The sequence below is a fragment of the Streptomyces sp. CB02923 genome, from assembly GCF_001905005.1.
GTDB lineage: Bacteria > Actinomycetota > Actinomycetes > Streptomycetales > Streptomycetaceae > Streptomyces.
In genome coordinates this window covers 1,229,021-1,243,511 of the sequence record NZ_LWKZ01000023.1, presented here as the reverse complement: position 1 = coordinate 1,243,511, position 14,491 = coordinate 1,229,021, and the positions used below count along the sequence as shown (strand labels likewise).

General features: G+C 70.2%; 8 protein-coding genes. 2 read left to right on the top strand and 6 right to left on the bottom strand.

Going from position 1 to position 14,491, the window contains the following annotated elements; translation table 11 throughout:
• Positions 1–1,701 precede the first annotated feature (1,701 nt).
• The 6 genes from A6A06_RS41995 to A6A06_RS23420 all read right to left on the bottom strand — a co-directional run bounded on the left by A6A06_RS41995 (position 1,702) and on the right by A6A06_RS23420 (position 11,448).
• Positions 1,702–1,929 (bottom strand): hypothetical protein, encoded by a 228-nt coding sequence (locus tag A6A06_RS41995; protein WP_199931083.1) that lies wholly within the window; start codon positions 1,927–1,929, stop codon positions 1,702–1,704.
• Positions 1,930–3,000: 1,071 nt separating this feature from the next.
• Positions 3,001–4,077, bottom strand: coding sequence for a hypothetical protein (locus tag A6A06_RS23445; protein WP_073763206.1), 1,077 nt, complete (start codon positions 4,075–4,077; stop codon positions 3,001–3,003).
• A 1,036-nt stretch (positions 4,078–5,113) separates the two neighbouring features.
• Positions 5,114–5,338, bottom strand: coding sequence for a hypothetical protein (locus A6A06_RS23440; RefSeq protein ID WP_073763205.1), 225 nt, complete (start codon positions 5,336–5,338; stop codon positions 5,114–5,116).
• Between the two features lie 1,167 nt (positions 5,339–6,505).
• Positions 6,506–6,796: a hypothetical protein gene (locus tag A6A06_RS23430; RefSeq protein ID WP_073763203.1), complete on the bottom strand. Its 291-nt coding sequence runs from the start codon at positions 6,794–6,796 to the stop codon at positions 6,506–6,508.
• Between the two features lie 681 nt (positions 6,797–7,477).
• Positions 7,478–7,912 carry a hypothetical protein gene (locus A6A06_RS23425; protein ID WP_073763202.1) on the bottom strand — a complete coding sequence of 145 codons (435 nt, stop codon included), beginning with the start codon at positions 7,910–7,912 and terminating at the stop codon, positions 7,478–7,480.
• Positions 7,909–11,448, bottom strand: a complete 3,540-nt coding sequence (locus tag A6A06_RS23420; RefSeq protein WP_079194255.1) for a hypothetical protein — start codon at positions 11,446–11,448, stop codon at positions 7,909–7,911. The genes A6A06_RS23425 and A6A06_RS23420 overlap by 4 nt, the downstream gene beginning before the upstream one ends.
• Positions 11,449–11,792: 344 nt before the next feature.
• Here A6A06_RS23420 and A6A06_RS23415 point away from each other — a divergent pair, with 344 nt between their 5' ends.
• Positions 11,793–12,326, top strand: coding sequence for a hypothetical protein (locus A6A06_RS23415; protein WP_242440884.1), 534 nt, complete (start codon positions 11,793–11,795; stop codon positions 12,324–12,326).
• Between the two features lie 76 nt (positions 12,327–12,402).
• Positions 12,403–14,280, top strand: a complete 1,878-nt coding sequence (locus A6A06_RS23410; RefSeq protein WP_073763200.1) for an FG-GAP-like repeat-containing protein — start codon at positions 12,403–12,405, stop codon at positions 14,278–14,280.
• The last annotated feature ends 211 nt before the right edge of the window (positions 14,281–14,491 follow it).

Genomic DNA, 14,491 nt, shown 5'->3' with positions numbered 1-14,491 from the left:
GCACTCGCCACCGCCCAGCCCATGAAAGACGCCGGAATCCCCCGCGGGGCCCACACCAGCATCTTCGCCACCCACGAACAGGTGCCGGCGCTCACAGCCGGCCCCGGCTGCGCACCCTCTCGCCGACCGGCTCTGAGCGAGCCGGCGCCGCGGTGGCCGAACAGGCCGGCCGTCATCCCAAGAAGGCGGCCCCCGCAGCGGACAGACGCACGCCCGGCATGCACAGCAGCCGAAGGACGACCCGCAAAAGCTTCTCACCGAGGCGTGCCCGCACAAACCGCGCGCCCGGCTGCGCGAGAACGCCGACTCCCCCGACAGCTGCTTGCCGCCCCACGTTGCAAGGCCGGCGCGCAAGGCTGCCGAAGCGCCGGAGGAGCCGCAGCCAGCCCCGGCGTAACGCCGGAGCCGCACTGCCGCTGAAGCCCGCGATAATCCAGGGCCTACACACACTCCAGCGTGACGGTGCCGGCCCAAAGCGGCGGCACCGCACCGAAGTACGCGCAAGCCCTGGAATCCTGGACCGCTCCTGCGGCAAACCACCCGGCGGCCTCGGCGGGTCCGGTAAGGCGACCCAGACGGGTGCAGAGGGCCCCTACGAGGCGGCGCGGCTCCGGATACACCGAGCGATGCCCTGAATCGGTACGGACAGACGCCCGGCGGCTTCACTGAGAATGACATCGCCAAGGACACCGCGCCCGTCGTCCTTCGCCAGGACGGCGGCCGCGGCACTCAACACCGGCGGCTACCGCACGGGCGTACCCGGTGAACTGGAGGGCGACCTGCCCGCAGCCGCCAGACATCAGGTCCGGGCTCTTCCACACAGGACGGCGGTGGCAAGCGCTTCGCACGGGGCGCGGTCCAGGGACAGGCAGCCCCGATCAGACCCTCCGGGCCGCAGAACACGATGCGGGTGCCACTCATCAGGCGCCCCCCACGCCCGTGAAGGTGCCGCCGACGCCACCAACACACGCCCGAAGAAGACGTTCCGTTCTCCACGCGCGTGAACGTGAAGATGCCACCCGGCCCCCGGCACTCCCTGAAGAGCCGCGCACACCGACCACGAAGACGCACTCGGACGCTACCGCAACTGCCATGAAAGTGCCCTGCGACTTCGCACTCCGCCTCCCACACATCTCACGCCCACTGCACCACACCCCCCTCATCTGCGCACGTCAAAGAGCCCACCGCCAGGACACCAAAATCAGAGACCTACGGACACTGAACCGCGAGTCGGCAGCACCCGCCCCTGCGCCGCGCACCCGCTCCGCCGCCGGACGGCCGTGGCGCGCCCTGCGACGCCAGGCCCACCGAGGGGACGCCGTCCTCACCTCCGGATACGCCCTGCAGCCCACGTCGCCTCACACCTGAACCGTCCCCAACGCCACGGACAGTGCCCTTTGCCGCCCCTCGCAAGACCCGGTTGCCGAGTCCGACAACTCGCAGGAAAGCCTGGCCAGCCGGCACTTCCCGGCACCACGGCACCGAGACATCCTCCGGCCGGCCACCCCGGCCACCCGGCCACCCGGCCACCAGAGGCGGCATGCCCGCCGGCTTTACGAGCTCACCGGCGGGGCCTGGCCGCGGTCCGCCCCTCACAGGCCTTGGGCGGCGAGCCGCCGAGGAGCGGTCCAGGCCGGGACGAACGCCGCTGCCCGCGCTGATACAGCCCGCTGCCTGCCGGGGGCTGTCAGCAGGGACTGTTCAGAGCAGGCCCAGGGCCCGCCGGTGCCGGACTGCTGTGCGCCTGGGCTCACGGCGGGGCCGACGGCCGCACAGGCCACCGAGGCTGCTCAGGCCGTGTAACTGGCGGCGCCCGGGCGCTTCAGCAGCCCTGCCCTGAACGGCGCGTTCCAGGGTGTTGCGCAGTGATGCGCGCTGGCCCGCGGTGTCCTCCCGGCCCAACGCGGCGTTGATCTCGGCCGGACGCATCGCGGCTCCTTCTGCCGTCAGGATCGTGATCGCTGCGCTCGGAAGCGGCGACGCCTTCTCCGTACGCTGGCCGGCCGCCGGGACGCTCGCGCGCGAACCGGAGGCCGTCTTCTCCTTGGCTGTCGCCCGGGGCGTCCTCGGCTTCTTCGACGCTGCCTCGGCCTTGTCCGTCGCCGCCTTCTCGCCGGCAGGAGCAGCCCGGCGCGTCTTTCCGGCTGTCTTGGCGGAAGCACGAGGCCGGGGTACTGCGGCCGCGGCTTCCGCAGTCGGCGCAACGCCCTTGGCCTGCGCAGGCAGCCCGTCCCCGGCGCTTCGCCGGCCGGCTCCGGCTGCGCCTCGGCCATCGGTGCCGTAACGGGCGCGGGCGGGACCGTACCAGTCAGAGCCCGCAAGTGCTGGAAAGCCTGCCGCGCCGATGACAGCTGCCGCTCGGTCTCCTGGAGCTCCTGGAGCAAGCTCGCTTGACGTGCGGACAGTTCCGGCACCTGACGTTCAAGATCGCTGACGGCCTGCTGGAGGGCGGAGTTCCGGCGGCAGGAGTCGCCTGGTGCCCTTCGGCTACTGCCTGCCAGTGATCCAGCCGCCGAACGCGCTTTGCGGGACATTGGAATCCGAGCCCGCGCTTGCCAGGTTTCGACAGCCTCCCCTCTGAGCTGGAGCGGAAGACTGTCCACATACAGGAGCCTGGACGGGAAACTCTCCAGGCTGCGGGCGCACTGATGCGACGCAGCCAGAGCCTGGTGCTCAGTCAGGCGGCAACGGGGCGGGAGCGGCATCGCGGCCGATCTGATAAGGCGCCCACCCTGCCAGCCGATGTCAGTACGTCAGCATTTGGCCTTATCCAGTTCGGTGCGCACCGCGCGGGTGATGAGCTGCTCGGTGTCCGCATGCGCCCGGGCGGCGGAGCGGGCGCGGCGCTGCGGCTGGTGGCGCTGCGTGTTCTGCGCCGCCAGGGCGGGCGGGCCTGCCCCGGCTCTGGCTGTTCAGGCGCCGGAGCCGGGTGAGTGGCAGCCGTGGGTGTTAAGACCGCCAGTCCTGGCGTCCCTCTTGTTGTGTGCGTGACGGAAGGCTCTAGGAGCGGGTGGCGGTCGCGCAGCCGTTGCCTGCGGCCGCCGTGCCGCCACCCGTGCCGATCGGCTTGCTGCGGTCGTACGGATCGACCTGGCGGGCCGTGCCGGCGGGCTGCTCACCGGCCGTGCCGAAGGGCGGCACGAAGTAGCCGGTCGGGGCGGAGCAGCCGCCGTTGGTCATGTCGAGGGCGTACGAGACGAGGGACACCGTGCCCGGTTCGGTGATGACCTTGGCCGGGTCGTCCCAGCTCATCACCACCTTGCGCCGCACGATCGTACGGATGACCTCGGCGTTAGGCCCGGCCTCGCCCGCTGCCGGGGTGACCGGGTACACGAAGGTGACGTCCGCTGTCACCTCGACCGCCCCTCGTCTGCCCTCCCGGTACGTGAGCCTGCCGCGCGTCTTGACGACATCACCGACCAGACGGGCCTGCTCCGGCCGGAAGCGGCTGAACAACCGCAGCGGGTCGCTCTCGGGCGCGGGTGCTGCCGAGGACAAGGCACTGCGCAGGTATTCCTGGACGTCCTTCTGGTGCGGGTTGAGCAGCGCGATCGCCTTCGTGGGCCGCTCGCCGCGCAGCACGCGGTCATCGAGCCCCGCGGCCACCAGGAATTCCCGGCTTCGCTGCAGGACCTGCTCGACCTGGGCGGTGTCCATCCAGCCGGTTGCCCTGGCCTGCGGCACCCCGATCCCGGCCGCTCCGTCGGCCCAGCGGGCGGCGGGCGAGCCCCGGAACGGTTCGGCCAGGGTAGGGCCAAGAGCCGGCTCGGCGCCGGGCGCCTGCCGCGGGCTTTCCGACTCGGCAGCCAACGGCGCACCGCCGCCGCCCAACCAGCCGACGAGCTGCTGCGGGAAGAGCGCCACGGCCAAGAGAGCCACGGCCGCCAGGCCCATCACGTACCAACCTGCCCTGCGCCGGGGCCGGGCAGGTGAGTACGCACGCCAGCCCTCCGGCTGCCCGGGACGCCCCCGCAGCCGCCGCCCCGCCTCACGGGCGCGCGCCGACGGCTCCACAGGAGCCCCGGGCGCGCCTGTCACCGACTCCCGGAGGAACCGTTCCCACTCCTTGTCGGACACGGACGAGCCGTCCTGTCCCCCAGCCCCGCTCACGACGCACTCCCGTTCTTGCTCGCTGCCCGAAGACCCGATCGCTCGACCGTCTGATCGGTTTGCGCACCGGTCGATCGAGAGCCGCCCGCATGATCGCACGAGCAAGCCGCCGGCCTGCCGGGGCGAGGGTGAAGTGCCAGGCCGCCGCGCTGTCCGCCGACACGAGCGTGATATTTGATGACAGATCCTACTGGCCCCAAGCTCACCTTGGAGCCCGGGGTTTCTGCCGTAGACGGAGCAGCGGGCATCGAAGGAATTGCAGGGCCATCGGCGGGCGGGCGTCCGGCAGCTGGCTCCTTGAAGTACGTCGAGGTCAGCTCAGCCGGTGCCGCAGCGACTGGCACCAAGGCTCCGGCAGCCCAGACGTATTCGCCTTGCCCCAGCGCATCCGCCCCGCCAACAACTGCGGCACGCACCCGCTGCGGGCCGGCCCTCAGCCGAACAACGGCGGGCGGCGGGCGGCGGGCAGCGGGCAGCGGGCAGCGGGCAGCGGGCAGCGGGCAGCGGGCAGCGGGCGGCGGCATTCTCCGCCATAGCCGGCCACCTGAATTGCCCCTTGGCGCACGCTTGGGGGATCTCGGTTTCCGGCCCGTAGTGGCCGGCGTCATGCGCGGCGACCACTACGGCAACGCCGCCCCGCAGAGCATCAGACAGAAGAGGCCCGGGCCACGTCAGCAGAGCGGTGATGCGTCCCCGGTGGCAGCGTAGCGCTGACGCTGCCCCGCGCCTCCGTGCCTTCCCGGCCCAGCAGTCCGTCGAACTGACGTCCCCACTGCAAAGCAGCTGGCCGAAGCCGCCGCCCGCGACCAGGTCCCGCGCCCCCATCAGGTGCGCAGAGGCGCGTTCAATCCCTCGTCCGCATCGCTGAGCAGGTGCCTGAGTCCGGTGAAGCAGCGGTTGTAGTGGTAGGCCATCTTCATGGCGGCTGTCAGGCAGTGCGCGGCACCGGGGTGGTCGCCGTCAGCTCCGTTTGCACCAGTTGTCTGTTCCCTCAGCATGTCCGTCAGGCGCCGCATGTGCAGGCGAAGGGTGGTGTGACGTGCGTCGAGTACGCCTGGTTGAGCGTCCGGTCGAGGGCTGCCCGCTTCACCGACCGCAGCACCTTGAGCGAGCGGCGCATCCGCAGCTGCCCCCTGCTCCGCTGAGGGAGCGGCAAAGGTTCGAGGTCCGCGAGCAGTTTGCTGATCCGCAACTCGACGTGAGCGAGGTACTGCAGGGCGAAGCGCACCGGGGCATTTCCATCGCTGTCCCGTGTCGAGATACCCGCCGGCATGAGCCGCAGGCATGAGCCGCAGGCGCATGGGCACCGGCCCGAGAACGCCCGTTCGGCGGGACAGTGAGGAAAGGTCCAGCAGACCGGCCTCGGTGTCCGGTGCCTCGGTGGCCGCGTCCCGCGCTTCACGGTCTGTCTCGTCGAGCAACGCGTCGAGCAACAGGGCGCTCTCGTCGGGTCGGGATGAGCGAACCACGGAGTCAGTCATCGCGTACCTCCCTTCGGCAGTCCCAGGACCTCTTTCAACCTTGCGCGCGCACGGTGGCAGTTCTGCCGTACGGCAGCCGCCCCGTACCAAGGACCCCGCTGATCTCCTGATGGCTGAACCCTCCTGTGACCAGGCCATCGCCTGCCTCCGCGCCGGCGGTAACCGGGCCGGAGCCTCCAGTACGCGTTGCTCTCCCCGCTGAACTCGGCCTGGGCTACCGGGCACGTTCCGCCGGGGCGCTCGGGCAACGCACCGGTGGGGCACTCGCGGCGATCGGCCTGCCGCAGATAGCAGCGACAGGCCGTGGTGCGCAGCCAGGCGGGCATCTTTTCGATCACCGCCCAGCTGCGCAGCGCCGCGATGAATGCTTCGTGCGCGGCGTCTGCCGCCTCGTACGGAGACGCGCCCAAGCGCATGGGGAAGCGCGTGAGCTTGGGCAATTCAACGGTGTAGACGGCATGGAAAGCAGCCGCATCTTCCGGCTCGCCTACCGGCACCGCGCTCTTCTCGTCCGTGCTGGCCAGGCGGAGCTCAAAGTACTCCGGGGTGCCAGCGGGCAGATCAGGCACGTTCACCGCCGCTCCGCTCTGTCCCGATCGCCATCGTGACCTCTCGGTCCCCGTTGCGCTCCGAAACGCGGCTTCCGGGCGGCAGCCACCGAACCCGCTCGCTGAGCCCCTGCTGCTGCAATGCCACTGTACGGACCGCAGCGCGGCCGACGACCCACACGTGGAGCACGCGAAGGAGCCAGGTGCTGGCGAGCGCCGCCAGGCCCCATACCACCGGATCCATCTCCGGCCTCCGTTCCGGCCGGCAGCACATGGTGTGCTGCTTTCATCCAGTAGGGCGCGGGCGGCCCGCAGATGTGACATCAGCAGGTGCCGCCCAGGTGAGCCCCACAGCCGGAGACTGCGTCACGGGTCAGCCGGTGGCGGTGGCAGGGTCCGTAGGACGGCTTCGGGTCGGCAGATTGCACAGGCGGCCGCTGTCCCCGGGCCTTGCGCCGGGAGCCGCAGTACCTCGGTGCCGGTCACCAGGCCGCCGCCTTCGCTGCCGGCCGCGCGGTCGATGCGGTGCAGCAGCCGGCGTCCGTCCTTCGCCTCGTCGATGCGCCGCCGGACCCGCTCCTCCGGCGGCGGATTCAAGCTGGAGTAGTCGACGCCCTCGATGGGCTGCACGATTGGATACGGCGCACCGAACTCCACGGCCGAAGGCTGCCGGGTCGGCCCGCGCGGCGTGTCCGCCCGCCCCGGCACGGTCAGCTCACAGTCGTACCATCGCCCCCGGGAGCGACTACGCCGGCGCCGGACGACGACCGCCCGTACGGTCTGCCCGTACGGCAGTGTCACCTCGGCCTGGGGCCCGTTGCCCCGGTGCGCTGCCGCTTCATCGTACTCCTCCGCGCCCCGTCCTTAGAGCGCATACGGAGTTGCGCGTCTTGCCCCGGCGCGGTGGCCGGGAGTGCTCATGAACGGGGACGTCGGTGCCGTGGACGGAACCTCGGCACCGAGGCGGCGGGGCGCTTCGGATATCGGCCTACACCCCGTGTGCTACTTCCGTACATTGATGTCCAGGCAGGAGCGCACGCAGGTCCGCCCCGACGAGGCGGGCGTTTCGTGTTCTTTTCGCAATGACGTCCAGCGTGCCCGGGTTCGTTGCGGCCGGCCGGTGCTCTTGGCCGCTCGTGTTCCCCTCACGTGCGGGGAGGCTCTATCCGCCTCGCGCATTGCTGCCCCTCCTGGCGGCTCGCGGCGCCTGCTGTAACCCGCGTACGGTACTGGCCCCGGTCATGATGACCGGGGCCAGTACCGTATTCGGTCAGCGTTTCCGCTGCCGCTGCTGTTCGGCTGCGGATGGACGTCACTGCACCCGGGTTTCAGGGGTTTTCAGGAAATCTTCTTGAAGCGGAACTGCTGGGCGGTTTCTGCGGATACCGGAAGATAGAGGCCGTCCTCGGCTCCCTCGCCGTTGACGCTGAAGTCAACACCGGCCCTTATTCCGGGACTCGTGTGGAGTACGACCTCGATCTCCTGGTCCGCAGCGGAGGACATCTTCTTCTTCATGGACCACGTTCCGCTCCCGCCGAGTGTGTCGGTCGGGGTTCCGTCCGGAGCGAAGCGTGCGGGCACCTTCACTCCGGTCGCCGTTCCGTCTTCGCGCAGGGTCAGCCGGGCTCCTCCGGAGCCGGTCCAGGAGCCGATGACGTCACCGCGCTCCGCCGTGCCCGGCTTCATTGCGTCGATGACGGCAAAGAGCAGAAATCCCCCGGCAACGAGGGCCAGTGCAGACACCGCGATGGCCAGCGGCACTATCTTCTTCATCGGATGATCATGTCTTCTTCCCAGATCACTTCCTGGACCTTTGTCCGGAATGGCCCGCCGAATCCGTCCGCTACGTCCGTCAGCGGCATGCCGATCCATTTCTCGACGAAGGGCCTGTATTTTCCGGGCGGGTGCAGGAGCGAGTTGATTGTAGTTCTGTTATTGATCCGAATCCGCAGTCTGGTTTTACCCGTCTTTGCGTCTCGTGAGATGACATCGAAGTAGTAGTCGTACGAGCCGACGAAGGTGGCGGATGAAGTGCCGAGCTTTCCTCTGGTGCTCCTGGACTTGATGGTACCGGTGAACCCGTACGTCAGCAGGTCGGTTGCATCGCCGATCAACCGGTTCCAGCCCTCGTGTTTCATCACGCTGTACCCGTCGTGGTATTCCTTGGCGTTCCCCTCGAGTATTTTCTTGCGGATCTCCTCGCGAACGGTGTCCATCGAGTGGTCGTTGCGGAGCTGCTCCGTGAATTCGTCTCCGGCGAAGAAGAAATCCAGCTTGTTGCCCGTTCCGAACAACCACTGGAAGCCGAGTTCGATCGCGCCCGGCCGCGTGGAGTCTCCTCCGCCGCCCGTTCCGGCGGCCAGCATTTCCCGCAGCGACTGGAGCTGGAGGCGCGTTATGTCCGACATGCCCTGCTCTGCCAGCCGGTGCACCTCCTCTTCCTGCCGGCGGCGCTCCTCCTCCTGGCGGACCTTGGTGTAGTAGATCTCGATGGTGTGCCCGTATGCCTTCTCGGCGGCGGCGGCGTCCTGTCCCGCGGCTTCGGCCGAAGCGCGGGCCTTGCGTGCCGCGGCGTAGGCGGAGTCGGCGTCCGTGTTCGCCTGCATCGCGGACGTGGATGCCCGTGACGCTTCGTACTCGGCTTTGTCGGCGTCACGTTCGGCCTGGGTGGCCGCGGCGTCGGCCACGCGGGCCGACGCGGCTGCAGCGCTGGCCGATGCCTCTGCCTGCTTGGCCCACTGGTCGGCTTCGGTGGCGTACTCCTGGGCCTTTTTCTGTGAGGCGTCGGCGTCGGCCGCCGCCTTCCGGGCCTCGGCCGCGCTCTGGCCGGCCTGCGCCGCGACGACAGCGGCTTCGGCCGCGCTCTTCTGCGCGTTGGCGGCCACCACGGAGGCGTCGGCGATGAGCGTCTTGATCACGGCGCCGTGGGCAGCGGTGAGCTGGTCCCTGCGGGCCGTGGAGTGCTGCCCGTTCTGGATGAACGCGTGCAGGGCCTCGGAGGTGCCCTCCAGAGCGACCCTGGCCGCCGCCGTCGTCTCGGCACCGCCGCTGCCCGCCAGCCGGGTGGCGGTGATGCGTTCGTCGTCTTCCCGGGCGGCGAACTGGCCTTCGCTCAGGAACGCGCGGATCTTGGCGATCGAGCCGTCCTTCAGCGCCGCATGGGCAGCGGCCTTGAGCTGCGGTCCGCCACTGCTCGCGAGCCGAGTGGCGGCGATGCCGTAACCGGTTCGCGCTGCCTCGTCCGCGCCGGTGCGCAGGAATGCGCTGATCTGCTCGGCGTCGCCCTTGAGGGCGGTGTCCGCCGCTTTCCGTACGTCTTCGTAGGCACTGTTGACCGCGAGACTCTGCACGCGTGCGCGTTCGTCCTGCTCGGCAGCCTGCTGCCAGCCGGTGCGCAGGTATTCGGCGACGGCTTCGTCCGAGCCCGTCAGCGCCGTCCTGGCGGCGGCCTGGCTCCACGGGCCGCGGGTCTTCATCGTAAGGACGGCGGCCTTTCGGCCCTTCGCCGCGAGTTCCGCGGTCTTGTCCCCGGGGGCCTCGGCCTCGGCGAGCAGGCGCTTGGCCTCCTCCTCGGCGTTGCGCGCGGTGTCGGCCCGCTGGGCCTCTTCCTTGTCCGCCAGTGCCTCATCCCGCTTCTCGGCCCTGGCCTTCTGGATCGCGGTGTCCGTCCGGGCCTTGAGCTCCTCGGCTTCGAGCTTGGCGGCGATGTCGTGAACCTGCCGGGCCTCGGCCACGGCCCGGGTCGCGGTGTCCGCGGCTTCCTTGGCGGCCGTGGCGTGCGCTTCGGCCTCCTTGGCGGCCGTGGTGGCCTCGCCGGCGTGTTGTGCCGCCTTCCTGGCGGCGGCCGCGGCGTTCCTGGCGTGCTGGGCCGCTGAGCCGGCCAGCCGGCGGGCCTGTCCGGCGGCGTTGGCGGCTTCGTAAGCGAGGTCGCGTGCCGCGACGGCGGCACGGCGTGACGCCTGGGCCTGGCTGCGTGCGGTTGCCGCCCACTGCTTCGCCCTGGCGGCCTCGGCGTTCGCCACACCGGCGTAACCGCCGGCCTCGTTCGCCGCACTGGCGGCAGCATCGGCATTGTCACTGGCCCGGTAGGCCGCGTCCGCGGCGTCCCCGGCCGCCTTCGCGGCTATTTCCACCTGGCGAGCCGCTTCTTGGGACTTGTCCGCTGCGGCTGCGGCGGTTTCGGCGTCCTCGGCGGCTCGGCGCGCGACCGCAGCCGTGCCGGCGTTGTATGCGGCGTTGGCGGCGGCGTCACGGGCCCGCGCCGCGGCCGCCGCGGCGGCGGAGGCGGCGGAAGCGGCCTTCGCGGCGGCGTCCGCGGCCATGCGGGCCGCGTAGTTCGCGGCCTGTGCCGCGCTGATGGCCTCCTGCGCGGCGGAAGCGGCCTGCTTCGCCGCTTCCGCCGCACGCCCTGCCCAGTCCGAGGCCGCAGTGGCGTCCTTGCCTGCCGCCTCCGTCTCCTTGCGGGCCTTGGCTGCCTCGGTCTTGGCCAGCTGAGCAGCCGTCTCCGCTCGTGTGCCGGCCTCCTTGGCCGCGGCGGTCTGCTGTTCGGCGGCCCTGCCGGCTTCCCTGGCCTGCTCGGCCAGCTGCGAGACGGTCGCCCGTTCGTGGTCGCGGTTGCGTGCGATGCTCTGGCCCACGGCGAGGAATTCCCGGACATCGTCCATCGAGCCGCGCAGCGCGGTCTTGGCCGCTTCCCTGGTCGCCGGTCCACCGGCCGTCATGATCTGCGTGACGCGTATCCGGTCGTCCGTATCCCTGGCCGGGTACTGCTCCTGTTCCAGGAACTTGCGGACGTCGTCGGCCGAGCCGCGCAGCGCCGCTTGTCCGGCCTCCTTGACCGCGGGGCCACCTGCCGTGGTGATCTGCGTGGCGCGGATGCGAAGGTCCGACTCGGCCGGGCCCTTCCACCCGTCCTTGAGGAATGTGACGACGTCTTCCTTGGATCCGGAGCCCAGCGCGGTGAAGGCGGCTGCGCGGACCATCACACCGCCCGATTGGAACATCCGTGTCGCTTGGATGTTCAGGTCGGTCAGTTCGGCGAAGGACAGTCTGCTGTCGAGGAACGTGCGGACGTCGTCGCCGGAGCCCAGCAGCGCCGCTTCGGCCGCGGCCTTGACGTTCGGGCCGCCGGCCGACCACAGCTCCACCACGCGGGCCCGGGCGGCATCCGGCGTCTCGGCGGCAGCGGCGGGAGCTGTTCCGAGCAGGCCCGCAAGGAGTGTCGAGGGCAGCAGGTTTAAGCTCAGCAATCGGATGCCGAGCCTATATCTCTTTCTGGTCCGCGCCGGGTGGCGCAGGTTTTTCTTCATTTGTTGGTCCTTGCAATTCAGAGACAAGTGCCTTCGGCGCGGCGATCATAGCCACATCCGGTGCCGAGGTGACGGGGAAAGCGGGACGGGTACCGGGCCGGGCCGCACCGGGGAAGGTCACGAAAATGTCACGCCGCCCGGGGGTTGTACTGCGGGAGGTCACGATATCGTCACACATCTTCCCTGCGGTCCCGCCGCGGTCCGGGGCCGTGAAATGCCCCGCGGAAATACTTCGGCAAGTCGACGGCCGGCCGGAAAACGGGTGATACTCTCCAGCAATCTCCATTGTTTCGCTATTACCCCCGGCCATCTGCCGGGATATGAATGCTGGAAGGAATCCTCTGGTGATATCTGCCGCGCGTGGAAAGCTGTTTTCCGCCGGTGCTGTCGGAGCCGCCGTACTCGTCACGGGCCTGACGGCCCTGGCGGGCGGGTCCGCGGTGGCCGCGCCCACGACGGGCGACGAGGATGTCCCCCCGTACGCCGTCGAGACGTTCGAGTACCCGGACGCCGCGAAGATCCTCAAGGAGCAGGGCATCGCCCTGCGCAGGGGTGACGGCCACATCGTCCTCGGTGACTGCCTCGACCCCGCCAGCCAGGACATCCAGGTCTCCACCGCCTTCAGGCACTCGGGCCAGACGGTGCCGGGCCGGTACTGCTTCAAGGTCACCGGGACCGGGAAGAGCGGTTACCTCACGCTGGAGGTCCCCCGGGTCTACAACGTCATAACGGGCGACGTGACGGTCCAGGCCAGCCTCACCGCGAACAAGAAGACCGAGTCGGTGAACGTGGGCAAGAACGACATCAAGGGCTTCGGCTCGGCCGATGACACGCCCGCCGGTTTCCCCGTCCTGGTCGAGCTCCGCGTCACCGGCTGACCGCCTCTCACCACGCCCGACTTCCGGCTACGGGGCCAGTCGTAGCCCGCATCCGAACTCAGACAGGAACATGCACATGCCTGCCAGACGTCCGCGCGCAGCTCTCGTCGCGGGGCTCCTCACCCTCACCGCTGCCGGCGGTCTGCTGACGGCCGCCCCCGCGGGCGCCGTGGTCGGCACCGCCACCAAGGACGGCTCCTACCCCTTCACCGCCAAGCTGGACATCGGCGGCCAGCGCAGCTGCTCGGCCGCCCTGGTCGACGCGCAGTGGCTGGTCACCGCCGCCAGCTGCTTCGCGGAGAACCCCGCCCAGAGCCTCGAAGTCCCCGCCGGGGCCCCGAAGACGAAGACCACCGCGACCGTGGGCCGCACGGATATGTCCCGCGAGACCGGCGGCACCGTCACCACCGTCGAGCAACTCGTACCGCGCGCCGACCGTGACCTGGTCATGGCCAAGCTGGCCAAGCCCGTCCCCGGCATCACCCCCGCCGAGATCACCGCCAAGGCCCCGCTGCCCGGCGAGGACGCCTTCGTCAGCGGCTACGGCCGCACCAAGGACGAATGGGTCCCCGACCGCCTGCACTACGGACGCTTCTCCGTAAGCGCCGCGAAGGCGACCACGGTCGGCATCAAGGGCCAGGACAACGGCGCCGCGGTCTGCGAAGGCGACACCGGCGCCCCCGTATGGCGCGACATCGGCGGCCGCTACGAACTGATCGGTGTCAGCAGCCGGTCGTGGCAGGGCGGCTGCTTGGGCCACGAAGAGGAAAAGCGCACCGATGCCGTCGCCTCCCGTACCGACGACATCGCCGGCTGGATCCAGCAGGTCCGTGCGAGGCCCCAGCGCTCTATGACCGCAGCCGGCGACTTCGACGGCGACGGCAAGACCGACCTCGCCCTGCTCACCGACTACGGCCGGTCCAAGGACGGGCGCAGTCAGGCTGCCCTGTGGGTGTACACCGCCAAGGGGGACGGCTTCGCCGAGCCGCGTACGGTCTGGGACAGCGGTTCCGACAGCTGGAACTGGGAGTCCAGCAAGCTGGCCGCCGGCGACTTCAACGGCGACGGCAAGACCGACCTCGCCGTCCTCTACAACTACGGCCGAAGCGCCGACGGCCGCAACCAGAGCGCCCTGTGGACCTTCACCAGCGGGGGCAGCGCCGGTTTCGCGGCGCCCCGCAAGGTGTGGGAGAGCGGCAAGGACAGCTGGAGCTGGGAGTCCAGCAAGCTCGCTGCCGGCGACTTCAACGGCGACGGCAAGACCGACCTCGCCGTCCTCTACAACTACGGCCGAAGCGCCGACGGCCGCAACCAGACCGGCCTGATGACCCTGACCAGCAACGGCGACGGATTCGAGTCCCCGCGCAAGGTGTGGGAGAGCGGGAAGGACAGCTGGAACTGGGAGTCCAGCAAGCTGGCCGCCGGCGACTTCAACGGCGACGGCAAGACCGACCTCGCCATCCTGTACGGCTACGGCCAGAGCGCCGACGGCCGCAACCAGAGCGCCCTGTGGTTCACCGCCAACGACAGCAACGGCTTCAGCGCCCCGCGCAAGGTCTGGGAGAGCGGCGCGAAGGAGAGCTGGAGCTGGGAGTCCAGCAAGCTGGCCGCCGGCGACTTCAACGGCGACGGCAAGACCGACCTCGCCGTCCTCTACAACTACGGCCGAAGCGCCGACGGCCGCAACCAGACCGGTCTGTGGGTGTTCGACGGCAGCAAGGACGGCCTCAGCGCCCCGCGCAAGGTCTGGAACAGCGGCGCGCAGGAGAGCTGGAACTGGCAGGCCAGTGAGCTGGCGGCAGGCGACTTCAACGGTGACGGCAAGAGCGACATCAGTGTCACATACGACTACGGACGCGGTGCGGACGGCCGTATCGAGACCGGCCTGTGGATCTTCACCAGCAAGGGGAACGGCTTCGAGTCCCCGCGCAAGGTCTGGAACAGCGGCCTGTAGCGCGTCACGCACAGGGCCGCCGGCGGGAGCCTGTGGTCAGCCCGTGCGGCCCTGCCCTGGTGGTCGTTCTCGGGGAGCCGTGGTCCGCGCCGGCCGAAGCCGTTGACGAGGCGGCCGGTGCGGCCGGGCCTCCGTGAAGGCCCGGCCCGCCTGCCTTGCGCCTGCCGAAGCGGTGGGCCGGAGGCTGGCCTTCGGCGGCTTTGCGCCCGGG